Source organism: Streptococcus dentasini, assembly GCF_053206945.1.
This window is the reverse complement of the sequence record NZ_JBRUHS010000002.1, coordinates 51,992-74,465: the sequence shown is the minus strand read 5'-3', so window position 1 is coordinate 74,465 and position 22,474 is coordinate 51,992. Positions and strand designations below refer to the sequence as shown.

Below are 22,474 nucleotides of genomic sequence, written 5' to 3'. Positions count from 1 at the left end.
ACCTGTTGACAACTTTGCTAATAGTGTTATACTAGTCGTAAGGATTCGTTAGTTTAAATCAAACCTGTTATGATTTAAGTTAATGAGCCACCACCAACCATGTTGCTTGCTGAGCTTGACTCCGAGCAGCGTGGTTATTTTTTTGTAGTAAAGAGGTTAATATGGCAGTAGAACCATTTATTCAAGAAACTTATCAGGAAACGAAGGGGCGCAATCATATCGTTCTTTTCGAACCCCAGATCCCAGCAAATACAGGAAATATCGCTCGGACCTGCGCAGCTACCAACAGCCCCCTGCATATTATTCGTCCTATGGGATTTCCTATTGACGATCGCAAGATGAAGCGAGCAGGCTTGGATTATTGGGATAAATTGGACATTCGTTTTTATGACAGTTTAGAGGAGTTTGCAGCGCAGTGTCAGGGCAGCCTTCATCTGGTCTCGAAGTTTGCTCAGAAGACCTATTCGGATCTTTCCTACAATGATAACAAGCAGCACTATTTTCTATTTGGCCGTGAGGATAAGGGCTTGCCTGAGGCATTCATGCGTCATCACCCTGAGCAGGCTATTCGCATTCCGATGAATGATGAACATGTTCGCAGTCTCAACCTTTCTAACACCGTCTGTATGATTGTTTATGAGGCACTTCGCCAACAACATTTTTCTGGCTTAGAATTAGTCCATAGGTATGAAACAGATAAACTAAAATAGCTAAAGAGGGAGTGGGATCAACCCAAAAATTGAAAATTTTGATTCTCATCACTCCCTAATTTTAAAGTGGTAACCTGAAACGGTCTCTCCCCAGCCCGTTTTTGATACTTACTTTGCAAACTTTATTTCCTGATTGAGTCTGGACTTTTGTCCCAGACTCCACTGACAACCACTGGGCCAGAAGTTTATTCAGGGATACTGGACGTACCTTTGCCCAGCTTTTTTGTGTTAAGATAATTATTGCAAAAGGTAGGGATGATAAGAGATGGAACTGCTTTAAAATTTGAGAAAGCTCAATTTGCCTAGTAGCATATTCATAAAAAAGTATGGCAAGATTTAAAAATTAAATCGAATAAAGCTCTATATTATAACTAGCAAAACTAAGGGCTTGCACTCTAACAGGAATTTTTATATACTTAATTTGTCTTCAGGGCAGGGTGTGATTCCCGACCGGCGGTGTTTGTTTTCTGTTAGGAAACAAGAGTCCGCGAGCCTCTAAGGGCTGATGTGGTGTAATTCCACAACCGACAGTATAGTCTGGATGGGAGGAGACAAGTTTTTGCTATACAAAAAGAGCTGCCGATCTAGGCTGGTTAACTTTTGTCTATCGAAATACTTCGCCTCCTTCAATTTGAAAAAATTGGAGGAATTTTTTATGTCAACAAGCCGTCTTAAGACCCGGCGATTGGTCTACATTGCTGTTTTATCTGCAGTTTCATTCATCCTAATGTACCTGCAGTTTCCCTTGATACCGGGAGCTGATTTTTTGCAGTTTGATTTTTCAATCTTACCTGTTCTCCTAGCTTTAGCCATATTTGATGGTAAAAGTGCGCTGATGGTTTTAACCCTGCGTACCCTCTTAAAGCTGATTTTAAATAATGGGGGCGTCGGGACCTTAGTTGGACTGCCTATGAATTATATTGCCTTGTGCCTTTTTATATTAGCACTATCTGTAATTTGGAAAAAGCAGCAGACCCTCTCTTCTTATTTAAGTGCCTCAGTTATTGGAACCCTGCTTCTGACGGTAGCCATGGTCCTGCTTAATTACATTTACGCTGTTCCTCTTTATGCTAAATTTGCTCATTTTGATATTAGAGCGACATTAGGCCTGAGTAACTATCTCTTTGGTATGGTGGTCCCCTTTAATATCCTGCAGGGAGCGATTTTTTCCATCAGTTTCTTTGTGATTTACTTGGCTATTAAACCTGTCATCGCAAAATTATAGAGGCTATGCTATAATAATATCATGCATAACAGACAAAAGTTTTTTATTCGAGCTAGTTTTGCAGCTCTGATTTTCGTTATTTTAGGTTACATTGTTAAGTTTGACCCCAGATTGCTGCAAGGGTTTGACCGCAGTCTGCAGTCGGCTATCCGCGGTCATCTACCAGCCCCGCTAACAGCTTTCTTTCGCTGGGTAACGGTTTTAGGAGATACGCCAGTACAGGGGTTTCTCGTTCTTGCTTCACTAGTCATTTTTATCTGGAAAAAGTGGTATGCAGAAGCTGGCTTGGTTCTGTTTAATGGGATTTTAGCGGGTATAGGTATTGCCCTTTTTAAGAATATCTACCAACGCCCGCGTCCTAGTCTGTCACATTTAGTGGTGGCTGATGGTTACTCTTTCCCAAGCGGTCATTCTATGGGGATTATCCTCATCTTGGGCAGTCTTTTGATTATTGCCCACCAGCGCATTCAATCCCGAAACCAGCGTCGCTTGGCAGAAGCCTTGTTAGCCTTGCTCATCTTCTTGGTTGGCTTATCGCGAATTTATCTGGGAGTTCATTATCCTACGGATGTCATCGCTGGCTTTGTTTTGGGTTATGGTGTGCTTTGTTTGGGATATCCCTTCTATGATGAAGTGCGCTTCGAGTGGCGTTTTAAAAGTAAACAAAAATGATAAAATTTTAGATAGGTGCAGTTCTAATCCCTGCACCTGTCTTTTTTTATCTGAAAGCAAAAGGCAGCTCTAATCATGATGATTTAACTGTTTTTGCTTATTATACTCTTTAAGAATCTGGATAATAAGTCTTTCTATTGATGAGTATCAGATCTGATAGGCTTACTCTCAGTTACTAAGCTGCCTATAGCAGACCGCTGATAGCGGCTGCAGTAAGCGATAGAAGCGCTTCGTTTTTTTTAAAAAATTCTAGTTAGCGCTATAAAAATTTAAAAACCTGCTTTTTTCAGGCGGTAGTGAGGATCTGTCTCATAGGATTTGACATAAAAAATTCAGCCTTAGCAGATTTTCGATTTTCTTAAAGTCTTGCTTAGTTCGATGAGATTAACTTTAAGTATAACCGATTCCAGCCTAGCTTGACTCTGATAAAAAATAGAATATTTCCGTTTGCTTAAAATTTTTTAAAGACGGTTGCAAAAAGCAATGGCAGGCACTATAATGAGGGCGCATACATCCTAGAGGGTGGAATCCTAAATCTCTAATTGCCCCCGATTAAAGTGGGTAAAGGGAATAAGGATTGATACTTTCTTGTGATGAAACGGACAAGGGCCTAATTTCCTCGGGGCATTAGAGAACACTCCTTGTGTGCTGGCGCACGGCGCCGCTCCTCTATTTTCCTGTCTAACATTTTATTAAAGCGAATCGGCCCCTAGTTCTCTTATAGGAGGCAGCTTATGTTTTCATTTTTACAACCGTCACCCGATGCTGCAGAAAAAGTTCCTGCAGAAAAAGTAGCCAGCAGCTATCGTTGGCATCAGATTGGTGTTTTAGCAGCACTGTGTTTGGGCTATATTGGCTATTATATTATTCGTTTGATATTCACGACTGAGCAAAATGATATTATGAAGGTCTACGGTTATACAACTGCTCAGATTGGGCTCGTTTTATCTTGTTTTGGCGTAGGTTATGGCATTTCAAAACTCTTTATGGGGGCTCTCAGTGATAAGAGTAACACTATTCGTTATTTGGCTGCTGGCTTGATTATTTCGGCCGTGCTTAATCTAGGTTTGGGGACAACGCGTAATTTTTACATTATGATGGCGCTCATGCTTGTAATGTCAGTCGCTCAGGGCATGGGGGCAGCGGCTTGTCAGCGAACCATCCAGCTTTGGTGGGGCAGGCGCTGGCGCGGAACTATTTTTTCCATCTGGTCTTCAGCCCATAATGCGGGTGCTTTTTGTTGCGTTGCAGTCGTCCAGTTTGCCAGTTTCCTCTTTTCTGGTTCTATCGCAGCTGTTTTCTATACAGCTTCAGTTGTTTCTCTCCTGATTGCGGCTTTTGTCCTTTGGGCTGGTTCGGAAAGACCTACCGCAGTGGGGCTTCCTTCTATCGCTGAATATACAGGTGATGCAGTTGTTTTAGAGAGTGGGGAAGCATCTTCTGAGGACTTAACAGATCTTCGACTCTGGGAAATTTTTGTCCAATATATTTTAAAAAATCCTATGGTCTGGGCTGTAACATTAACCTCAATGTCCCTCTATATTGTTCGCTACGGGGTTATGTCATGGATTCCCAGCTACTTGGTTCAGTCAAAGGGCTTTGAGCCTAGCTTTTCAAAATGGTTGGTTGGTATTTTTGAGTTAGCCTCTGTGCCTGGTGTTATCCTTTTAGGGGCAATTTCTGATTCTCTAAAAAATCGCCGGGCCTTAGTTTGCTTAGCCAGTGTTATTGGACTGTTAGTCTGCCTGACGACCTATTTTTACAGTAAAAATGCGACTCTGATTGTTGTTGTTTTATTTATCATGGGGACTCTGATTTATGCTCCCCTAACATTGGTAGGGCTGATGGTTAATGAGGTTGTTCCTAAATTTGCCGTTGGTTCCTCGACAGGTTTTATGGGCTTTTTCCAATATATATTTTGTGAAACCTTGGCAACCGCCCTGATTGGTATTTTAGTTGCGAAATTTGGCTGGGTAGCCAGTGATACCGTTCTTTACGGTGCTTGTTTCTTAGCCGCCTTTCTTCTCATTTATATCATGGTTCATGAGGCCCGGATGAGGAGACGCGCAGTTTGACTAGTCCGCCCGTAGAAAAGGAGTCCCGAAAGGTTGATGCTGATGTCAGCCTTTTTATTGTGCAGTCTAAAACGATCTACCCAATACTTAAAGAGTATAAAATTGCCGTTTATCTTTATCTAGGAGCTTTTTGGAAATTGAGCGAAAGTGTTATAATAAGAGGTATGAAAAAACGTTATAATACTGTTAATGATTATTATCGTCAGTTGTTTGGCGAAAAGATTTTTAAGTTGCCGATTGATGCAGGATTTGACTGTCCCAATCGAGATGGCACGGTCGCTCATGGCGGCTGTACTTTTTGCACCGTATCGGGTTCAGGGGATGCTATTGTGGCACCAGAAGCACCCATTCGCGAGCAGTTTTATAAGGAAATCGACTTTATGCACCGCAAGTGGCCAGATGTTAATAAATACCTCGTTTATTTTCAAAATTATACCAACACGCACGACAAGGTCGAAGTCATTCGTGAGCGCTATGAGCAGGCCATCAATGAGCCGGGTGTCGTTGGTGTCAACATTGGGACGCGCCCTGACTGTCTGCCAGATGAAACCATTATCTACCTAACTGAGCTCTCAGAGCGCATGCATGTCACGCTTGAGCTAGGACTGCAGACGACCTACGAGGAGACTTCTGAGTTGATCAACCGCGCCCACAGCTACCAGCTCTATATCGATATTGTCAAGCGCGTTCGGGAGCTAGCTCCCAAGGTAGAAATCGTCTCCCACCTCATCAATGGTCTGCCCGGAGAAACGCATGAGATGATGGTGGAGAATGCCCGCCGTCTGGTGCGGGATAATGATATCAATGGAGTCAAGCTCCATCTCCTCCACCTCATGACCAATACCCGCATGCAGCGCGATTATCATGAAGGACGCCTGAAGCTCCTCAGCCAAGAAGAATATGTCAACATCATCTGCGATCAGCTGGAAATTATCCCTAAGAATATTATCATTCACCGCATCACAGGCGATGCCCCGCGCGATATGCTCATCGGCCCCATGTGGAGCCTCAACAAGTGGGAAGTCCTCAATGCCATTGATAAGGAGATGGAAAGACGGGGGAGTGTGCAAGGGTGTAGGGCAGAGGTAAGAGCCTAGAACGAACTTATTTTATGAGATTAGTACTGCAAAGGATAAGATGTGGGGAAGGCTTATGTTCTACGATTTAACACTATTACTGACGGCTGTGATTGCTGGGTTTATGCTGTCCTATTCGGTCACATTGGGTGCTTATTTTAATTACTTATTGCGCCAAGAGCTAGATCAAGGTTTTTCACATTTTTACAGTCAATTTAGACGGAATACTGTAGTTGCCAGCCTCTATCGTATGTGTGTCGGCTTGCAGTTTTTCCTAGGATTAGTGTCTCTTTTAGTCAGCAGCCCTTCAGTAACTGTTCGTGTATTGGCGATTATTCCTCTAATGGTGTTACTTATTTGCCATCGTGTGACAGGCTTTGCAAAAAGTGAAGAGGCCATCAATAGCGGTAAGCCAATTTCAACTGATATGAGACAGAATTATCTCAAATGGAATTTACCCCTTCATTATTTCTACTTTGTTGTTTATTTCATGAGTGCCTTAGTGCAATTGTACTATCGTTAAATCCCAATAAGGGAAATGGTTTGTCTATTTACCTTTTGCACCTGATAGGGAACCGTGCTCATGGGGCTAACCGCAGAATGCGATAGGGGCGAACCATAAACTATACCAAAAGTAAGAACAAATCAGGAGAAACATATGAAACTAAATGCAATACCAGCCTTAGCCGATAATTACATTTGGCTATGGTCTAAGGGAGATGAAGCCATTATCGTTGACCCTGGGGAAGCCAAGCCAGTCTTGGATTATTTGGAAGAACACAATCTCAAAGCGGGTGCTATTTTGATCACCCATGTTCATGCTGACCATGTCGATGGCATGGATGAGATTGTAGCCAAATATCCTAAGGTCAAAACCTATGGGCCCAAAGAAGTCAGTCATTTGGTAGACACTGTCCTGAAAGACGGCGACACCATTGAACTCTATGACTCTCAAATAGAGGTCTTTTTAACGGCAGGGCATACGGAAGACCACATTTCTTATCTTGTAGATAAGCAGCACCTCCTGTCTGGTGACGCGCTTTTCTCAGCGGGATGCGGCAGAGTCTTTACAGGAGACTATGAGGCTCAGTACAAGTCCATGGTCTTCTTCAGAAATTTAGCGGATGATGTTAAGGTTTATGCAGGCCATGAATACACCCTGACAAATTTACAATTTGCCCTGACACAAACGACAGACGCTTTTGTTAAAAACTATTCTGACAAGACGAAAGTCCTTGTCGAGCAAGGCCTTCCAAGCCTGCCATCTACTATAGGAGTAGAAAAACAGATCAATCTTTTTCTCATGGCCAAGGATGTCCAAGAATTTACAAGACTGAGAACCTTGAAGGATAATTTTTAGAAAAACATACCAAGAACGAACAGGTAAGAAAACTTTTATGATCAAACGCCCTATTCAGCTCTCCCATGATTTTTTGCTAGAGGTGTTAGACAAGGACAGTATCGCGGTCGATGCGACCATGGGAAATGGTAATGACACCGCCTTTTTGGCTAGTCTGTCTAAAAAGGTTTACGCCTTTGATATTCAGGAACAGGCCCTTGAGAAAACGCGGGAACGCTTGGTGCACCAAAACCTGACCAATGCCCAGTTGATCCTAGATGGCCATGAAAAAGTGGATACTTATGTATCTGAGCCTATCCGCGCAGCTATTTTCAATCTGGGATATCTGCCTAGTGCGGACAAATCAGTTATCACCAAACCTGATACAACCTTGAGTGCTATTGGAAAGATTTTAGAGCGCCTAGAAGTTGGCGGCCGCTTATCCATCATGATTTACTATGGTCACGATGGCGGCGATATGGAAAAGGATGCTGTCCTAGACTATGTCCGCCAGCTGGATCAGAACCGCTTCACAGCCATGCTCTACCAGCCTCTTAACCAAATCAATACCCCGCCTTTTTTGGTCATGGTGGAGAAGTTGAAATAAGGTAATCCCCCTTTGAAAAGCAATAAGAGAGGCTTTGAAACAGCTAAAAAATTAGATGCTTTTACACGTTCATCTATCCTGCTTTGGATAGATAAAAATCTTCAAGGAACGCATAATCCAAGGCAACATGGGAAGGGACTGACTGCCAATTGATTTGGGGAGTGGCGTTATCGTGTAGGTGATTATCGAATACTAGCCACTATTCTTGAAGATGAAATCATTATAGAAGTGTTTGCGGTTGGGCATCGTAGTGATATTTATTAGCAGGTATGTTTACTCTTGCCATTAATGACAGCTCTGTTCACTCAAATTTCATACGATGTCTTTTAGTAATGGTAAAAATGGTTACTTAACTAGTGTTAATAGAGTTTTAAAGAAAGCCTATCAGAAAATAAACAAAGGCATTATTAAGGAGGCGCACAAATGATCACCAAGCAGGAAATCTTGGATAAAAAGTTCTCGACAGAATTTAGAGGTTACAATAAGGAAGAGGTTGACGAATTTCTCGATGAGATTATAGCCACCTTAGCCGATTTGGAACAGGGGAAGCCATCCTCCAACGGTGACATCAAGGCATTGAAGTCGGAGATAAATGATTCTCCGTTTTATTAGATTTGATAGTCCAAAAAGCTGTCAGAGCAATGACTCTGGCAGCTTTTATGATGTAGTGTTAAGGAATTATCTTTCTTCAAAAATATAGGTGTAGAATGGCACGGTCTTTTGAAAGCCCAAGTATCCAGCTGTCCGATTTTCTGAATATCACGAGCTCTGTAGTCAAAGGTGTGAACTTGCAAAGTCAAATGGTTTTCATGTAGATTATTCGGGAAAACTAAACAAAAATAGTCAAGTCTTGGTATAAATAGCATTTTATAGTGCTATAATAATAGATGTAATAAAATTGTTAAAAAGAGGAAAATAATGGCAAAAAAGACAAATGCTAATATTGGATTTGAAAAAGAATTATGGAACGCTGCAGATGCCTTGCGGGGACACATTTCTGCATCTGATTATCGGAAAGTCGTTATTGGGCTTATTTTCTTGAAGTATGTTTCAGATGCTTTTGAAGAAAAATATAACGAGCTAGTGGCTGAAGGTTCAGGTTTTGAAAATGATCCAGATGCCTATGCTGAGGATAATATTTTTTATGTACCGGAAAAAGCTCGCTGGAAATTTGTTGCCAGCCATGCACATTCGTCAGAAATTGGAACGATTTTAGATGAAGCCATGCGTGAGATAGAAGATGATAATCCAAGTTTGGACAACGTTCTTCCTCAAATTTATGCTAGCCCCGACTTGGATAAACGGGTCTTAGGTGAAGTCGTTGATATTTTTACTAATATCAATATGTTTGAAGGCTCAGAAGAAAAAGATCTGCTAGGCCGCGCTTATGAATATTGTATTGAACAATTTGCAGCCCATGAAGGGAAACGCGGTGGTGAATTCTATACACCGACCAGCATTGTTAAAACGATTGTTGAAATTCTAAAGCCTTTCCGCGGGCGTGTCTACGATCCTGCCTGTGGTTCAGGAGGTATGTTTGCGCAGTCAGCTAAATTTGTAGAGAGCCACAGTGGTAATATTGCCAACTTGTCTATTTTTGGTCAAGAATCTAATGCGGATACTTGGAAAATGGCTAAGATGAATATGGCTATTCGAGGTATTGATGCTAATTTTGGCGAACACCAAGAAAATACTTTTTATAATGACCTGCACCCAACCCTAAAGGCTAATTACATTATGGCTAATCCGCCCTTTAATATTTCAGGCTGGGGTGCGGATAAACTCAAAGATGATATCCGCTGGAAATATGGGACTCCACCAGATGGTAATGCTAACTACGCTTGGATTCAGCATATGATTCACCATATGGATCCAAGTAATGGAAAGATTGGTCTGGTGTTAGCTAATGGTTCTCTGTCTTCCACCACAAAAGGTGAAGGAGACATTCGTCAAAAGATTATTGAAGATGATTTAATTGAGGGTATCATTGCCTTGCCATCTAATCTTTTTTACAGTGTGACTATTCCAGCTTGTCTCTGGTTTATCAGTAAAAATAAAAAGCAAAAAGGGAAAACAGTATTTATCGATGCCCGCAATATGGGTGAAATGGTTGACCGTAAGCACCGTGATTTTAGTGATGACGATATTAAAAAACTAGCTGATACCTTTGAAGCCTTCCAAAATGGGAAATTAGAAGATGTTAAAGGCTTCTGTGCAGTAGTTGACACATCAGAAATTGCTAAGCAAGATTATATCTTAACACCGGGACGCTATGTCGGTATTGAAGAGCAAGAAGATGATGGCGAGCCATTTGAAGAAAAAATGGAACGTTTGACCAGTGAACTATCAGAACTCTTTACCAAATCGCATGAACTGGAAGATGAGATTCGTGAAAGACTGGAGGCAATTGGGTTTGAAATCTGAAAAAACAAGATTATCTGATATCCTAGAAATAATTGGTGGAGGTACTCCTAAAACCACTGTAACTGAATATTGGAATGGAGATATTCCATGGATTTCAGTGAAGGATTTTGGAAATGATGATAGGTATGTTTATAAAACAGAAAAAACTATCACTAAAACTGGTTTAGAAAATAGTTCAACAAAACTTCTTCAAAAAGACGATATAATAATATCAGCAAGAGGAACAGTAGGTGAACTATCTATGATTCCCTTTTCAATGGCTTTTAATCAGTCGTGCTATGGACTTCGTCCCAAAGATGATAGCATTGATAAAACCTTTCTATATTACCTTCTTAAAAATAGTTTGCGGACTTTGAAAAAAAGTGTGCACGGGTCAGTTTTTGATACTATTACTCGTGATACGTTTAAAAGTATAGAAGTCACTATTCCGCCATTTCGTGAACAGTATATAATCGCCAAAGTATTAAAAGCTTTAGATGACAAAATTGAGAATAATAAAAAGATAAATCATCATTTAGAACAGATAGGACAAGAACTTTTTGAACAAGTCTACTATAATGGCTCTCCTGCTCAATTAGGAGATATAATCAGTACCCTTGAAAGCGGCTCACGTCCGAAAAGAGGTGCTGAAATAGTTGGTATTCCAAGCATTGGTGCAGAAAACATTGAGCGTTTTGGTCAATATGACTACACCAAGGAAAAGTTTATAAGTTTAGAATATTTCAAAAAACTCAATCGTGGTATTGTGCATTCAGGTGATATCTTACTTTATAAAGATGGAGCTTATACTGGAAAGGTATCAATGGCATTGGATAACTTTCCGCATGCACAATGTGCCATTAACGAGCATGTTTTTATATTAAGGCCAAGCAAACTAGCGCCAAGCTCATTCTTCCTATATTTCCTACTTTTATATGATGGAAACAAGCAAGCTCTATTTTCACGGGCCTCTAGTAAAGCAGCTCAACCTGGGCTAAATCAAACCGAAGTTAAAACTTTACCAATATTACTTCCAACAACAGAAGAAATTACTAAATTTGATAATACTATAGCGCCAATTATGCATCAAATTGCTAAAAATGCTAACGAAAATAGAAAATTATCAACGCTACGTGATACTCTTCTACCAAAACTTCTTTCTGGCGAGATTTCTGTCAATTAGGCTGCTAAATGATGATTTATCTATACACCTGCCTATGACCTGTAATAAAATAGGGACGAAAGGTAGGTTGCTTATGAAAGATAAATTAATTACGCAAATTGTATCAAGTATGGCGAAAAGCTTGACAGTAAAGCAGTTAGAGGATTTAAAAAAGGTTTTAACGGCCGCATTTACAAGGGTAGAAGTGGCAGAAGTTAAATCTGCTACAGAGCAGGAAACTAATAGTCATTTGCTAGAATTATTTATTTCAGCGAAACGAATTGAAGGGTGTAGCGAAAAGTCTCTAACGTATTATAAAATGGTCATTAAAAATATGTTGGTCAGTTTAAAAAAGGCGATAAGAGATCTTACTACCAGTGATTTACGGTCTTATCTCGCGGATTATCAGCAAGAACGCAATTCTAGTAAGGTAACGATTGATAATATGCGTCGGATTTTTAGCAGTTTTTTTAGTTGGCTAGAGGACGAGGACTATATTCTCAAAAGTCCTGTTCGTCGCATTCATAAGATAAAAACGGATAAAACGATTAAAGAAACTTTTTCTGATGAAGGTTTGGAACTTTTAAGAGATGCCTGCGATGAGATTCGTGATCTGGCCATGATTGATCTACTGGCTTCGACAGGTATGCGTGTAGGTGAGTTAGTAGGGTTAAACAGAGAAGACATTAATTTTTATGAAAGAGAATGTGTGGTCTTTGGTAAGGGGAATAGTGAACGGATTGTTTATTTCGACGCTAGGACGAAAATTCATTTGATAAACTACCTAGATAGCCGAACGGATGATAATCCTGCTCTATTTGTTTCCTTATCTTCTCCTCATGACAGGCTACTAATTGGGGGAGTAGAGACAAGATTGAGACAATTAGGACAAAAAGCGGATTTAAACAAAGTCCATCCGCACAAATTCAGACGAACATTAGCAACCAGAGCGATAGATAAAGGCATGCCCATTGAGCAAGTTCAGCACTTGCTAGGCCATGTCAAGATAGATACAACTATGCACTATGCCATGGTCAACCAAGCGAATGTCAAAAATTCGCACCGAAAATATATAGGGTGAAGGAATGAATAATCAAGATATCTACAAATTAGAAGAATTTTGTAATTTTAAATATGGTAAGATGCCAGAGAAATCAAAGATAAGTGAGGATAATTCTTTATATCCTATTTATTCAGGATATAAAATAGTTGGGTATTATGAAGACTGGAATATTGAAAAAGGAAGTCTATTAGTCGTATCTCGCGGTGTTGGAGGTACAGGGGATGTAAAACTTTCCCCAGCTAAATGTTATCTAACAAATCTTTCTATCTCAATTGAAGTTGATAATAATATTGCACTCAATGAATTTCTTTATTATTATTGGAAAATTAAAAATCTGAGATATTTAGATTCAGGGTCAGCTCAATCTCAAATTACGATTAATGATTTGAAAAAGGTTGAAGTGAGTCTTCCCAGTATTGATGTTCAAAAAGAAATTGTTTCTATCCCAAAAGCGTTTGATGACAAAATTGAAAATAACAAAAAGATAAATCATCATTTAGCTGCTTAATTGACAGGGAACTCGCCAGATAAGAGTTTTGGTAGAAGAGTATCTCTAGTTTTCATGAGTTTATGATTTTCAATACGATTAGAGATTATTTGGTCATAAATAGGTTCCAATAATGCACCGAGAGTTTTGTAGTCTTGAGTATTTGGAATCAAAACTTCTGCTTTTTCTAAACTACTGCGTGTTATATGCCCCATTGTAGTTGCTTTATCAGCTGCTATTGCAGTAAATTCTTCAAGATGGTATTTCGTCCAGCTATAATAAAACCACTTATCATAGTCGTGAGAACTGACTTTGAATAGATGTTGATTAAGTCCTCCAATTCCCCCTGTCCAAAAGTCAACGAGGAGACTACCAGACCAAGAAAAAATGACATCACCATCTTTGACAATGTATTGTGATTTTATCTTAGTTGAACACAAATCACTTGATGAGTCAAAAGTACCTTGACGTAATTCCTTTATCTTTAGAACTGGTAGGGCTTCTTCGTCATCAAGTGGCCGATATTTTTGCATGGCTAATCCATTAAGATATTCAGCAATATCCGTAAGATTTGCAACCTTCCAATCGTTCGGCATTACTCCGCCAAACGATTTAAAATCAACAAACCAAGATTTAAAAATAGCTTGCGCCATCTCTTCTAAATGATGATTTATCTGTCATCTTAACTATATTCTTAAAGAGGTTAAAAAATGAAAGTAAGTATCTTTGATAAGGATATTTTAAAGCAGTTTTCTAATATATGTGCTACGATTACTGCGATTTTATCGGCCGTATTGATTTTTCTTGATATTCCTAATCAATGGAGGATTACTTCTGGCGTTGTATACATTGTATTTCTCAGTGTTATCTATATCTTTTTATGGATAAGGGCAAATAGATTGAGACAAATTGATATTAAAATAGGTATTACAACCGTTGTTATAAAATCAGGCGATATTTTTAAAGAAGATGGGCTAAAAGCAATCGCTTTTAATGAATATTTTGATACGAGAGTTGATGATAAAATAATTGCTAAGAAATCTTTGAACGGACAGTTTATTTTAAATCATATTGATGATGTTGATAAATTAAATTCCGACATTGAAAGTGATGATGATTTAAAAAATAGTATTATAGGGAAGGAAGTAAAACGAAAGCAAGGAAAAACGACTAAATACAAGTTAGGAAGTTCCATTTTGATAGATGATGAATATATTTTAACTGCTTTTAGCCGATTTAATAAAAATAATCAAGCAGAACTGACTATTCAGGAATACGTCAATTTTCTTTTAACGTTTTGGAATGAGATTAATAGATTGTATGCTCAAAGGTCAGTTACAGTTCCAGTATTTGGTGCAGGAATAACGAGATTTAAAAATGGTTTTGAAGATATTGATATTAATGAACTACTGCGTATCATGATTTGGACTTTCAAAATCAGCAAAATAAAATTTGCGTATCCTGCGAAGTTAACTATTATTGTACATGATGACTTACTTAGTCAAGTGAATTTATATGAATTAAAGGAGAATGAATAATGACTTATCGGAATAAAACTTATGTTGCTTTTGATGGTGATAATGATATGCGCTATTACCAGTTAATGAAAGCTTGGAAACAAAATGACAATACGTCCTTTAATTTTTATGATGCTCACGATATTAATAACTCTAGGGATTCTAGTCAGGAAGAATCCATTAAACGACAACTTCGTGAAAGAATGGCTAATAGTAAGGTTTTTGTCCTATTGATTGGTGAACATACCAAATATTTAAGAAAATTTGTAAAATGGGAAATAGAACTTGCTATTAAAAAAGGCTTACCAATTATCTGTGTCAATCTGAATGGGAATAGAAGTAAAGATTCATTATGCCCATCAAGTTTAGATGGACAGTTAGCTATATTTATTCCTTTTGGAAGTAAAATTATGCAGTATGCTCTTGAAGACTGGCCGAGTTCACATGAGCAATATCGAAAAGAAGGCAAAACAGGAGCTTATTCTTATAAAGATATAGTTTACCAACGATTAGGCATTTAAATTTAGAATTTATCTAGGAGACAGATCTTATGGGATTCACTGAAAACAACTACGAAAATGCGGTTATGGAGCTTTTTCGTGATGGTCTGGGTTATTCATCTATTTATGGACCGGATGTGGAGCGTGATTATAGAGAGCCCCTCTATTTGGACGAGCTCTATCCTGCTTTGGAGAGGATTAATGCCACGTTGCCTGATGTTGCTATTAGAGAAGCGATTGACAAACTGCGGCGTTTTGAGACAGGCTCCTTACTTCAAAAAAATAAGGCTTTTACGGATTATCTGCAAAACGGTATAGAAGTTTCTTATTTTTATCAAGGTAAAAGGCAATCTAGTCTTGTTTATCTGGCTGATTTTGAAAATGTTGATAATAATATCTTTACCGTTATTAATCAGTGGACAGTTGTAGAAAAAAGTAATAAGCGTCCGGATGTTATCGTATTTTTGAATGGCTTACCCGTTGTTGTTTTTGAGTTGAAAAGTCCGTCTCGTCAGGAAACAGATGCTTCAGCGGCCTATCGTCAGCTTAAAGCTTATCAGAAGGAAATCCCAAGTTTATTTACTTACAATGCCTTTTGTGTCATGACTGATCTCGCAACTTCAAAGGCAGGGACGATTACTGCTGGTGAAGATCGTTTTATGGAGTGGAAGACTACAGATGGCAGTTTTGAAGACAGGGAGTATGCTAATTTTACGACCTTTATTGAGGGAATATTTGATAAGACAAGGTTCTTAGATATCCTAAAGAATTTCATTTGCTTTTCTGAGGATGCAAAGATTTTAGCAGCTTACCACCAATATTTTGCCGTTAATAAAGCTGCAGTTTCCACTTTGAAGGCAACTAAAAGCGATGGCCGCGGTGGTGTCTTTTGGCACACACAAGGAAGCGGAAAATCCTTATCAATGGTTTTCTATGCTCGCTTACTACAAAAGGTTCTGGATTCACCGACTATCGTTGTTTTGACAGATAGGAATGACTTAGACGATCAACTCTATGGTCAATTTTCAAAATGCAAAGACTTCCTCAGGCAAACCCCTGTTCAGGCAGAGAGTCGTCTCCATTTGAAAGAATTGCTGGCAGGACGACAGGCTAATGGGATTATCTTTACCACTATGCAGAAGTTTTCAGAATCTGCCGAAGCTCTTTCTGAGAGAAGAAACATTGTCGTTATGGCAGATGAAGCGCATCGTGGTCAATATGGTTTGGAGGAAAAGGTTGATGCGAAAAGCGGTCGCTTAGTTATTGGTACAGCTAGAGTTATCAGGGATAGTCTGCCAAATGCGACTTATATTGGTTTTACTGGGACACCGATTTCTAGTAAGGACAAGTCAACGACTGAAGTGTTTGGCAATTATATTGATGTCTACGATATGACTCAAGCAGTTGAAGATGGTGCTACGCGTCCTGTCTACTACGAGAGCCGTGTTATGCATCTAAAGCTTGATGAAAATATTTTGCGCCTGATTGATGCTGAATACGATTTAATGGCAGAAAATGCGGAATCTCACGCGATTGACAAGAGTAAAAAAGAACTGGGACGTCTTGATAGTATTTTAGGAGCTGATCAGACAATCAGTGCGCTGTGTGATGATATTATCCAGCATTATGAGGAAAATCGTGCACAGGAACTGACTGGCAAGGCGATGATTGTTGCCTATTCGCGTCCTATTGCTATGAAACTTTACCATCAATTACTCGAAAAGCGTCCTCATTGGACAGAGAAAATTGGTGTTGTCATGACCTCCAGTAATAATGACCCAGAAGAATGGCACGATATTGTTGGTAACAAACGCCACAAGGAAGAAATGGCTAAAAAATTTAAGGATAATGACAGTCCATTTAAGATTGCCATTGTTGTTGATATGTGGCTGACAGGATTTGATGTACCAAGTCTGGCAACTATGTATGTTTATAAGCCTATGCAAGGCCATAACTTAATGCAGGCTATTGCGCGGGTTAATCGTGTTTATCAAAATAAAGAAGGCGGTTTAGTCGTTGATTATATTGGTATTGCCGGAGCTTTGAAACAGGCTATGAACGATTACACTAATCGGGATAAAGGGAATTTTGGAGATACCGATATTGCTAAGACGGCCCTGCCAAAATTCATTGAAAAACTAGAAGTTTGTCGGGATTTGTTTTATGGTTTTGATTATTCAGCATTTATGAATTCAGAATCGGGCGATTTGGTCAGAGCACAAACGATTAGTGGCGGAGTTAATTTCTTATCGGCTGTCGATAGAGAAAAGAAAAAAGAGCTGTTTATCAAAGAAGCCATGCTGCTGCGTCAAGCTTTATCACTTTGCCGTTCTTTGCTGACACCTGAACAACGCTTTGAAGCAGCCTATTTTGAGGCAGTGAGAACCTTGTTGACACGAATTACAGGCGATACGAAAAAATTATCCTTGAAAGATATTAATGACCATATTAATGAACTGTTAAAAGCTTCGATCAAGAGTGAAGGTGTCATTAACCTATTTTCAGATATTGATACAGGATTTTCTTTGTTTGATCCGAAATTCTTAGATGAAATTTCTAAGATGAAAGAGAAAAATTTGGCTGTCGAGCTTTTGAAAAAACTGTTAGCTGAGCAAATTGCTTTGTATAAAAGGACAAATTTGGTGAAATCTGAAAAATTTTCAGAGATTTTATCGCGTTCTATGCGAGCGTATCTCAATGGCATGCTGTCAAACGAAGAGGTTATCGCTGAGTTGATGAAAATGGCAAAAGAGATGGCAGCAGCTCACAAAGAAGGGAATTCTCTAGGATTATCAGATGAGGAATTAGCCTTCTATGATGCCTTGACACAGCCACAGGCTGTCAAAGATGTATACGAGAATGATGAATTAATTGCTCTTACTCATGAGTTAACTGATATGTTAAGAAAGAGTAGGACAATTGACTGGCAGAAAAAACAATCGGCGCGTGCTCGGATGCGAATGCTAGTTAAACGCCTCTTGAAGAAATACAAATATCCGCCAGAAGGTGAAGAAGAAGCACTTGAAACAGTAATCAGTCAATGTGAGTTATGGGTTGATAATGGAGAGGATAACTATGAAAACTATGGTCAACCCGAAGAATTAATGGTTGCAGAAGAAAATGCAGATTTGTTGCAAAGGTAAAATTCCAAGATAAAAAAGCACTATTAAAGCACTATTTTTATAAAAATGGTGCTTTTTGTTGAGTTTAGAATAAAATATGTTAAAATTATAGTACAAAATCTAGCAAAGGAGTCATGATTTATTGTCAGTGCAAGAATATTCAGAACAGGAAATTGAAGATATTTTAGGACAGATTAAACTCTTGATTTCAGAAGGAAGATTTATTATCAGCACTGGCGAAAATAGACGAAAGAATGATGAATTTGCCGATGAATTTAATCTGGATATTACTAAGCGAAAAGAGCTTATTTTAAGGATAGAGGTTAAGGATTTCTGTGATTGTGTTCAGTCACCTAATGTCTACAAAAATCATGATGATTATTTTATTTTCGGACCTCGATTTACCTTGGCAGACTTTTTAGGAGATGAGAGAGAAGTGCAAGTGTATGCAAAATTTGTACTTGCGACTAGCCAAACATCTGGTCTAAAAACAATTGTTGTTTCCTTTCATGAAGCTGAAAGGTCGCTGAGCTATTATTTTCAATGATGATAATAAAGGAGTTGAACATATTATGGCAGAAAAAAGAGTTTTTTGTGAACATTGTTTAGATGATGTCACTTATCATGTTGAAGAACGCGAGTTCACGCGGAAATTAAAGGGAAAAAATTATACTTTTAAAGGACAGGAAGCTATTTGCAATAACTGCAATAAGCCTGTTTTTGTGGAAGAAATTGATAATGCTAACAGAACAGCTCTTTATGCTTCTTTTAAAAAAGAAAATGACATTATTTCTGTCCTTGAAATTAAAGCTGTTCTTAAAAAATATAATATTGGAGCTAAGCCTTTATCAGAACTTTTAGGTTGGGGTATTAATACCATTCCCAGGTATTTAAAGGGGGATATTCCTAAAGCAGATTATTCAGATAAACTTCGCAGGATTGCTGCTGAGCCAGATTATTTCTTATCTCTTTTGAAAGGAGCATCTGATATTTTAAAACCAGTGGCCTATGAGAAAAGCGTGAGAGCTGCTGAGGAAGCGATAAAAGCAGGAGGGGTACACAAAGAATCTTTAGCAGCGGATTATCTGCTGGCTAAAAATGATGAGATAACTCCTCTTGCTCTGCAAAAACTGCTTTATTATGTTCAAGGATTTTCTTATGCCTTTACTGGGAAATTTATGTTCGAGAGTGATTGTGAAAGCTGGGTGCATGGACCTGTATACAGAGATATTTATAATAAATATCAAGAATTTGGCAGAGAACCAATTGTTTTAGAAAAGAGTTATGATTTCAACCATTATTTCACGTCTCAGGAAATACAGCTGTTAGACAGTATTATCCAACATCTCAGCGTTTATAATGGAAAGGTGTTGGAGAAATTCACTCATGAAGAAAGTCCATGGCTGTTAGCTCGAGGAGATTTGAAAGAAGATGAACCTTCTGCCAATATTATTGAAAAAAAAGCGATTGCGGATTTCTTTATCAAAGTCAAAGAAAAGTATAATATGCTCACAGCAGATGATATCTCATCTTATGCACAAGCACGGTTTGACAGTTTGAGTATTTAGACCGTTGAAAAAATTAAGGCTCGTCACCTAAATGATGAGCTATCGGTTGAGAAATCTGAGATCGTCACCTTATCTATCCTTGGTGTTGAAGACTATCATTAGGAGGATTGTTTGTATGCTGAACAAAAACAATAGAATTATAACTCCGGCTGTGACGTCTGCCGCAGATACTTTGGCGGAACTTTTAGATTACCACCATATCAATCAGAGTGATTTTGCTGAACGTATTGGTGTCTCTCAAAAACATGTATCTGATTTGCTGAATCGTAGAAAATTTCTTACGGCAGATCTGGCCGTTCGGGTGGAACAGGTGACAGGACTTTCGGCAGAGTTCCTACTTCGTTTGGACATTACCTATAAATTGGCTCACCACAAAGAAAATAACGCTGGTCACTCAGATAAGTTTCTACAAGCTTATGATTGGGCTGTGTGAATAACTAAAAAGCAACGCTACCGAACGTTGCTTTTTACTTTATCTGCCCCCATCAGCTGTATCATAACTCCGGCCTGATAAAAAAGCGATGGTCATCAATCGGAATGATGGAAACTTGATTATCGAAAAATTCGGTCAGGGTTGGCAGGGTAATGATGTCTTCTTTCTTGCCTTGAGTAATGATTCTCCCTTGTTTCAGCAGCAGGACATGATCCATCTTTTGGGTGATTTCTTCGGCGTGATGGGTGACGTAGAGAACCGTAGGTGCCTGCGGCAGGTCGGTGATCCGATCGATTTGCTTGAGCAGTTTCTCTCTGGCAAAGAGATCCAGTCCGACAGTGGCTTCATCAAGGATAATGATATCTGGCTCTTCCATGAGACAGCGGGCAATCATAATCAGCTGGCGTTCCCCTTGGGATAAGGTGTGGAGTCGGCGTCCGATGAGCTTCTCAGCATCTAGGCGCCTCAGCATATCTCTAGCCTCTTTCAGCTCTTTTTTACCATATTCCTTGTAGAGTATGGAAGACTTGTACTTACCGGTCAAAACGGCCTGTTCGGCCACCATCTGCAGGGAGAGGCGGTCGCTGATAAAGCCCGAGACAATCCCAATGCGCTTGCGGATATTGGAGATATCCCCCTGACCGAAGGGAATACCAAGCACCTCAATTTTTCCCTTGGTCTGATAGTATTCGGCCATGATGAGCTTGAGAAGGGTTGTCTTTCCGGAACCATTGAGTCCCAAAATCGCCCATGTCTGCCCCTTTTCAACTGTCCAATTGACATCTTTAAGTAAATCTTTTCCTTGTTTACGTAAATTGACATTTTCCATGGAAATAACAGCCATAATCAACCTCCAAAGTCCTATTAGCTTCATTATAGCACAAATTATTTGGGATTTTTTGGCCAAATAAGTGACTTTTCAACATGCAGGATAAAATTATGCTATAATGAAGGCACTATATCATTTTAGGAGAATAAATTTTAATGGAAGACCCGAGCAGTCAGAATTTGCTTTTTCAATTGCTATTACTGATTATTCTAACCTTTTTAAATGCCTTCTTTTCGGCCTCTGAGATGGCCATGGTCTCCTTAAACCGCTCTCGGGTGGAACAAAAGGCTGAAGAAGGCGATAAAAAATATATCAGGCTTATTAAGGTACTGGATAAGCCCAACAATTTCTTATCCACGATACAGGTCGGTATCACCTTTATCAGCCTCTTACAGGGGGCCAGCCTGTCGGCTTCGCTGGGTAAGGTTATCGCTGGCTGGTTTGGCAATTCAGCTGCTGCCCAGACAGCAGGCAGTATCATTTCGCTGATTTTCTTAACCTATATTGCCATCGTTTTGGGGGAGCTCTATCCTAAGCGTATCGCCTTAAACCTCAAGGACAATTTGGCAGTTGTTTCGGCACCAATTATTATGGGCTTGGGCGTTCTGGTCAGCCCCTTTGTCTGGCTCTTGTCAGCCTCCACCAACCTGCTCAGCCGGATAACGCCTATGACCTTTGATGATGCGGATGAGAAGATGACTCGTGACGAGATCGAGTACATGCTGACCAATAGTGAGGAGACCCTTGATCAGGAAGAAATCGAAATGCTGCAAGGAGTCTTCTCTTTGGATGAATTGATGGCGCGTGAGGTTATGGTGCATCGGACCGACGCCTTTATGGTCGACATCAATGATGACCCTCAAGACATTATCCGCGAGATTCTCAAAAAGAACTTCTCACGTATCCCCGTCTATGATGATGACAAGGACAAGGTTATCGGTCTGATTCACACCAAGAAGCTTCTAGCAGTAGGCTTTGAAAATGGTTTTGATGCCATTAATCTGCGACGTATTCTGCAAGAGCCTTTATTTGTGCCGGAGACCATTTTTGTCGACGATTTGCTCAAGGAATTGCGTCGGACGCAGAATCAGATGGCCATCCTTTTGGATGAATACGGCGGTGTCTCTGGTCTAGTGACGCTGGAGGATCTTTTGGAAGAGATCGTCGGTGATATCGATGACGAGACGGATAAGGCAGAAGTAGAGGTGCGTGAGATCGCACCCGATACCTATATCGTCCTTGGTACCATGACCCTCAATGACTTTAATGAGTATTTTGAAACGGAATTGGACAGCGATGATGTGGATACCATCGCTGGTTATTATCTGACTGGAGTCGGTAATATCCCTTCGCAAGAAGATAAGGAAAGCTTCCAAGTAGACAGCGGCCAGCATCACCTCGAGCTGATTAATGACAAGGTTAAAGAAGGACGTGTGACCAAGGTCAAGGTGCTTGTTAGCCCAATTCAAGAAGAAATAACTGAAGATGAGTAAAAGAGATCCAGCCTTTTGTCGGGATGAACTAGAGCGCAGGGCTTGCGCGCTTATATAGCGATTTGGATATCCAAATTCAATCTTGATGACAACGATAAGTATCGCAGTTCTAAAAGGACTGCGATTTTTTTAAAAGCACTGCCCCTTGAAATCTTGTCGTAAATCCTATAAAATGAGAGAGCTAGATAGGAAT

At 39.6% G+C, this 22,474-nt stretch carries 22 protein-coding genes, 2 pseudogenes and 1 riboswitch; of the genes and pseudogenes, 21 read left to right on the top strand and 3 right to left on the bottom strand.

The window, feature by feature from the left end; translation table 11 throughout:
- Window positions 1-161 precede the first annotated feature (161 nt).
- The 10 genes and pseudogenes from ACVR1G_RS01825 to ACVR1G_RS01780 all read left to right on the top strand — a co-directional run bounded on the left by ACVR1G_RS01825 (window position 162) and on the right by ACVR1G_RS01780 (window position 8,316).
- Window positions 162-710, top strand: coding sequence for a tRNA (cytidine(34)-2'-O)-methyltransferase (locus ACVR1G_RS01825; RefSeq protein WP_447451517.1), 549 nt, complete (start codon window positions 162-164; stop codon window positions 708-710).
- A 419-nt stretch (window positions 711-1,129) separates the two neighbouring features.
- Window positions 1,130-1,267, top strand: a riboswitch (FMN riboswitch).
- Window positions 1,268-1,365: 98 nt separating this feature from the next.
- Window positions 1,366-1,935 carry an ECF transporter S component gene (locus tag ACVR1G_RS01820; protein WP_447451516.1) on the top strand — a complete coding sequence of 190 codons (570 nt, stop codon included), beginning with the start codon at window positions 1,366-1,368 and terminating at the stop codon, window positions 1,933-1,935.
- 21 nt (window positions 1,936-1,956) lie between these two features.
- The gene (locus ACVR1G_RS01815) at window positions 1,957-2,607 is read left to right on the top strand and encodes a phosphatase PAP2 family protein (protein ID WP_447451515.1); all 651 of its coding nucleotides are present in this window, start codon (window positions 1,957-1,959) and stop codon (window positions 2,605-2,607) included.
- A gap of 734 nt (window positions 2,608-3,341) precedes the next feature.
- The gene (locus ACVR1G_RS01810) at window positions 3,342-4,682 is read left to right on the top strand and encodes an MFS transporter (protein WP_447451514.1); all 1,341 of its coding nucleotides are present in this window, start codon (window positions 3,342-3,344) and stop codon (window positions 4,680-4,682) included.
- A gap of 164 nt (window positions 4,683-4,846) precedes the next feature.
- Complete coding sequence (gene mnmL / locus ACVR1G_RS01805; protein WP_447451513.1) at window positions 4,847-5,779, top strand: tRNA modification radical SAM protein MnmL/YtqA; 933 nt, start codon at window positions 4,847-4,849, stop codon at window positions 5,777-5,779.
- 55 nt (window positions 5,780-5,834) lie between these two features.
- On the top strand, window positions 5,835-6,281 hold the full coding sequence (locus ACVR1G_RS01800; RefSeq protein ID WP_447451512.1) for a hypothetical protein: 447 nt from the start codon (window positions 5,835-5,837) through the stop codon (window positions 6,279-6,281).
- Window positions 6,282-6,416: 135 nt separating this feature from the next.
- The gene (gene gloB / locus ACVR1G_RS01795) at window positions 6,417-7,118 is read left to right on the top strand and encodes a hydroxyacylglutathione hydrolase (protein WP_447451511.1); all 702 of its coding nucleotides are present in this window, start codon (window positions 6,417-6,419) and stop codon (window positions 7,116-7,118) included.
- 37 nt (window positions 7,119-7,155) lie between these two features.
- The gene (mnmM, locus tag ACVR1G_RS01790) at window positions 7,156-7,704 is read left to right on the top strand and encodes a tRNA 5-(aminomethyl)-2-thiouridylate-methyltransferase MnmM (protein WP_447451510.1); all 549 of its coding nucleotides are present in this window, start codon (window positions 7,156-7,158) and stop codon (window positions 7,702-7,704) included.
- Between the two features lie 12 nt (window positions 7,705-7,716).
- A pseudogene (locus ACVR1G_RS01785) lies at window positions 7,717-7,968 on the top strand (type II toxin-antitoxin system RelE family toxin).
- A 159-nt stretch (window positions 7,969-8,127) separates the two neighbouring features.
- Window positions 8,128-8,316: a DivIVA domain-containing protein gene (locus tag ACVR1G_RS01780; RefSeq protein ID WP_447451509.1), complete on the top strand. Its 189-nt coding sequence runs from the start codon at window positions 8,128-8,130 to the stop codon at window positions 8,314-8,316.
- Window positions 8,317-8,382: 66 nt separating this feature from the next.
- On the opposite strand, the pseudogene ACVR1G_RS01775 reads toward ACVR1G_RS01780, so the two are convergent.
- Window positions 8,383-8,495 (bottom strand): annotated as a pseudogene (locus tag ACVR1G_RS01775) (type II toxin-antitoxin system PemK/MazF family toxin); the annotation flags it as partial.
- 127 nt (window positions 8,496-8,622) lie between these two features.
- Here ACVR1G_RS01775 and ACVR1G_RS01770 point away from each other — a divergent pair.
- From ACVR1G_RS01770 to ACVR1G_RS01755, 4 genes are all read left to right on the top strand, one after another.
- A complete protein-coding gene (locus tag ACVR1G_RS01770) occupies window positions 8,623-10,128 on the top strand; it encodes a type I restriction-modification system subunit M (protein ID WP_165329519.1) in 1,506 nt (501 codons plus the stop codon).
- Window positions 10,118-11,290: a restriction endonuclease subunit S gene (locus ACVR1G_RS01765; protein WP_447451508.1), complete on the top strand. Its 1,173-nt coding sequence runs from the start codon at window positions 10,118-10,120 to the stop codon at window positions 11,288-11,290. The genes ACVR1G_RS01770 and ACVR1G_RS01765 overlap by 11 nt, the downstream gene beginning before the upstream one ends.
- Window positions 11,291-11,363: 73 nt before the next feature.
- On the top strand, window positions 11,364-12,350 hold the full coding sequence (xerA, locus tag ACVR1G_RS01760) for a site-specific tyrosine recombinase/integron integrase (RefSeq protein ID WP_447451507.1): 987 nt from the start codon (window positions 11,364-11,366) through the stop codon (window positions 12,348-12,350).
- A gap of 4 nt (window positions 12,351-12,354) precedes the next feature.
- On the top strand, window positions 12,355-12,840 hold the full coding sequence (locus ACVR1G_RS01755) for a restriction endonuclease subunit S (RefSeq protein ID WP_447451506.1): 486 nt from the start codon (window positions 12,355-12,357) through the stop codon (window positions 12,838-12,840).
- Here the strand turns inward: ACVR1G_RS01755 and ACVR1G_RS01750 are convergent.
- Complete coding sequence (locus tag ACVR1G_RS01750; protein ID WP_447451505.1) at window positions 12,837-13,472, bottom strand: restriction endonuclease subunit S; 636 nt, start codon at window positions 13,470-13,472, stop codon at window positions 12,837-12,839. The genes ACVR1G_RS01755 and ACVR1G_RS01750 overlap by 4 nt on opposite strands.
- Window positions 13,473-13,529: 57 nt before the next feature.
- Here ACVR1G_RS01750 and ACVR1G_RS01745 point away from each other — a divergent pair, with 57 nt between their 5' ends.
- The 6 genes from ACVR1G_RS01745 (at window position 13,530) to ACVR1G_RS01720 (ending at window position 19,959) form a co-directional block, all read left to right on the top strand.
- Entirely contained in the window at window positions 13,530-14,357 is an 828-nt protein-coding gene (locus ACVR1G_RS01745) for a macro domain-containing protein (RefSeq protein ID WP_447451504.1), read from the top strand.
- Entirely contained in the window at window positions 14,357-14,857 is a 501-nt protein-coding gene (locus ACVR1G_RS01740; RefSeq protein WP_024405924.1) for a TIR domain-containing protein, read from the top strand. The genes ACVR1G_RS01745 and ACVR1G_RS01740 overlap by 1 nt, the downstream gene beginning before the upstream one ends.
- Window positions 14,858-14,886: 29 nt before the next feature.
- Window positions 14,887-17,979: a type I restriction endonuclease subunit R gene (locus ACVR1G_RS01735; RefSeq protein ID WP_447451503.1), complete on the top strand. Its 3,093-nt coding sequence runs from the start codon at window positions 14,887-14,889 to the stop codon at window positions 17,977-17,979.
- Window positions 17,980-18,106: 127 nt separating this feature from the next.
- Entirely contained in the window at window positions 18,107-18,505 is a 399-nt protein-coding gene (locus tag ACVR1G_RS01730; RefSeq protein ID WP_447451709.1) for a hypothetical protein, read from the top strand.
- Window positions 18,506-18,530: 25 nt separating this feature from the next.
- Complete coding sequence (locus ACVR1G_RS01725) at window positions 18,531-19,526, top strand: type II toxin-antitoxin system antitoxin SocA domain-containing protein (RefSeq protein WP_447451502.1); 996 nt, start codon at window positions 18,531-18,533, stop codon at window positions 19,524-19,526.
- Between the two features lie 115 nt (window positions 19,527-19,641).
- The gene (locus ACVR1G_RS01720) at window positions 19,642-19,959 is read left to right on the top strand and encodes a HigA family addiction module antitoxin (RefSeq protein ID WP_447451501.1); all 318 of its coding nucleotides are present in this window, start codon (window positions 19,642-19,644) and stop codon (window positions 19,957-19,959) included.
- Window positions 19,960-20,020: 61 nt separating this feature from the next.
- On the opposite strand, the gene ACVR1G_RS01715 is transcribed toward ACVR1G_RS01720, so the two are convergent.
- Window positions 20,021-20,803 (bottom strand): ABC transporter ATP-binding protein, encoded by a 783-nt coding sequence (locus ACVR1G_RS01715; protein ID WP_447451500.1) that lies wholly within the window; start codon window positions 20,801-20,803, stop codon window positions 20,021-20,023.
- Window positions 20,804-20,943: 140 nt separating this feature from the next.
- Here ACVR1G_RS01715 and ACVR1G_RS01710 point away from each other — a divergent pair, with 140 nt between their 5' ends.
- Complete coding sequence (locus ACVR1G_RS01710) at window positions 20,944-22,281, top strand: hemolysin family protein (RefSeq protein ID WP_447451499.1); 1,338 nt, start codon at window positions 20,944-20,946, stop codon at window positions 22,279-22,281.
- Window positions 22,282-22,474: the final 193 nt, after the last annotated feature.

Bases quoted from the DNA above. Each gene is read 5' to 3' on its own strand.
- mnmM (WP_447451510.1), top strand. From the start codon at position 7,156: ATGATCAAACGCCCTATTCAGCTCTCCCATGATTTTTTGCTAGAGGTG.
- ACVR1G_RS01720 (WP_447451501.1), top strand. From the start codon at position 19,642: ATGCTGAACAAAAACAATAGAATTATAACTCCGGCTGTGACGTCTGCC.
- ACVR1G_RS01750 (WP_447451505.1), bottom strand. From the start codon at position 13,472: ATGGCGCAAGCTATTTTTAAATCTTGGTTTGTTGATTTTAAATCGTTT.
- gloB (WP_447451511.1), top strand. From the start codon at position 6,417: ATGAAACTAAATGCAATACCAGCCTTAGCCGATAATTACATTTGGCTA.
- xerA (WP_447451507.1), top strand. From the start codon at position 11,364: ATGAAAGATAAATTAATTACGCAAATTGTATCAAGTATGGCGAAAAGC.
- ACVR1G_RS01800 (WP_447451512.1), top strand. From the start codon at position 5,835: ATGTTCTACGATTTAACACTATTACTGACGGCTGTGATTGCTGGGTTT.
- ACVR1G_RS01745 (WP_447451504.1), top strand. From the start codon at position 13,530: ATGAAAGTAAGTATCTTTGATAAGGATATTTTAAAGCAGTTTTCTAAT.
- mnmL (WP_447451513.1), top strand. From the start codon at position 4,847: ATGAAAAAACGTTATAATACTGTTAATGATTATTATCGTCAGTTGTTT.
- ACVR1G_RS01715 (WP_447451500.1), bottom strand. From the start codon at position 20,803: ATGGCTGTTATTTCCATGGAAAATGTCAATTTACGTAAACAAGGAAAA.
- ACVR1G_RS01770 (WP_165329519.1), top strand. From the start codon at position 8,623: ATGGCAAAAAAGACAAATGCTAATATTGGATTTGAAAAAGAATTATGG.
- ACVR1G_RS01815 (WP_447451515.1), top strand. From the start codon at position 1,957: ATGCATAACAGACAAAAGTTTTTTATTCGAGCTAGTTTTGCAGCTCTG.
- ACVR1G_RS01780 (WP_447451509.1), top strand. From the start codon at position 8,128: ATGATCACCAAGCAGGAAATCTTGGATAAAAAGTTCTCGACAGAATTT.
- ACVR1G_RS01725 (WP_447451502.1), top strand. From the start codon at position 18,531: ATGGCAGAAAAAAGAGTTTTTTGTGAACATTGTTTAGATGATGTCACT.
- ACVR1G_RS01740 (WP_024405924.1), top strand. From the start codon at position 14,357: ATGACTTATCGGAATAAAACTTATGTTGCTTTTGATGGTGATAATGAT.
- ACVR1G_RS01710 (WP_447451499.1), top strand. From the start codon at position 20,944: ATGGAAGACCCGAGCAGTCAGAATTTGCTTTTTCAATTGCTATTACTG.
- ACVR1G_RS01820 (WP_447451516.1), top strand. From the start codon at position 1,366: ATGTCAACAAGCCGTCTTAAGACCCGGCGATTGGTCTACATTGCTGTT.
- ACVR1G_RS01810 (WP_447451514.1), top strand. From the start codon at position 3,342: ATGTTTTCATTTTTACAACCGTCACCCGATGCTGCAGAAAAAGTTCCT.
- ACVR1G_RS01755 (WP_447451506.1), top strand. From the start codon at position 12,355: ATGAATAATCAAGATATCTACAAATTAGAAGAATTTTGTAATTTTAAA.
- ACVR1G_RS01825 (WP_447451517.1), top strand. From the start codon at position 162: ATGGCAGTAGAACCATTTATTCAAGAAACTTATCAGGAAACGAAGGGG.
- ACVR1G_RS01735 (WP_447451503.1), top strand. From the start codon at position 14,887: ATGGGATTCACTGAAAACAACTACGAAAATGCGGTTATGGAGCTTTTT.